Below are 1048 nucleotides of genomic sequence, written 5' to 3' on the forward strand. Positions count from 1 at the left end.
TAGAGCATGTCCTGTGATTGATGAATCGATTGTGATGTGACGGATGCGTTCTTTGCTGATTCAACATCCACTTTGACGGAGGTGGATGATGGGAAGAGCACTGAGCGGCGATCTTCGATCCCGGGTCTTGAAGGCTTCGGACGCGGGCATGTCGGCCCGGCAGGCGGCGGCGCGGTTCGGCGTCGGCATATCGAGTGCGATCCGGTGGATCGCACGGGCAAAGATCGGCGAGCGGATGCCGCGCCCGCAAGGCCGCCGACGCGCGTCCAGCCTTGATGCCCACGAAGCCTTCATCGTCGGGCTGATCGGTGAGCGCAAGGACATCACGCTGAACGAGATGGTAGAGCGGCTGGGGGACGAGCGGTCGGTGCGGATCAGCCGCAGCGCCGTGAGCGCATGGCTTCGCGGCCACGGGTGGACGTTCAAAAAAAGTCCGCACACGCACTGGAGCAGGACCGCCCCGACATCCTGAAGCGCCGTCGCGCCTGGTTCGACGGCCAGCTCGATCTCGATCCAGCGAAGCTCGTCTTCATTGATGAGACCGGGCTGTCGACCAAGATGGCCCGTCTGCGGGGACGTGCGCCGCGCGGTGAGCGCTGCCGGGCCGGTGTGCCGCACGGCCATTGGAAGACCACCACCTTCACCGGGGCGTTACGGCTGACGGGCATGACCGCTCCGTTCGTCTACGACGGCGCCATGAACGGCAACGTGTTCCTAGCCTATGTCGAGCAGGTTCTGGTTCCGACCCTGTCGCAGGGCGACGTCGTCATCATGGACAACCTGCCTGCCCACAAGGCGGCCGGCGTGCGAGAGGCGATCGAGACGACCGGCGCGAGGCTCATGTTCCTGCCGCCCTACAGCCCCGATTTCAATCCGATCGAAAACGCATTCTCAAAACTCAAGGCTCTTATGCGAGCCAAAGCCGAAAGAACTATCAAGGCCCTGTGGGACGCGGTCGGCGCGGTCCTCGACCTCTTCACGCCAGCCGAATGTGCCAACTACTTCAAAGCCGCAGGATATGAACCGGATTAAACAGGATGTGCTCTAG

The 1048-nt window shown here is 62.7% G+C and carries 1 protein-coding gene; it reads left to right on the plus strand.

Annotated elements, in window-relative coordinates; translation table 11 throughout:
- The first annotated feature begins 88 nt into the window (after positions 1-88).
- Positions 89-1032, plus strand: a protein-coding gene (locus tag NKI17_RS36825) for an IS630 family transposase (protein WP_352907948.1) whose coding sequence is annotated in 2 segments (ribosomal slippage) — positions 89-425 and positions 425-1032 — 945 coding nt in all. Because the reading frame shifts where the segments join, the coding sequence is not laid out codon by codon here.
- The last annotated feature ends 16 nt before the right edge of the window (positions 1033-1048 follow it).

Origin of the sequence: Mesorhizobium sp. M0816 (assembly GCF_040320005.1) — a bacterium.
Lineage (GTDB): Bacteria > Pseudomonadota > Alphaproteobacteria > Rhizobiales > Rhizobiaceae > Mesorhizobium.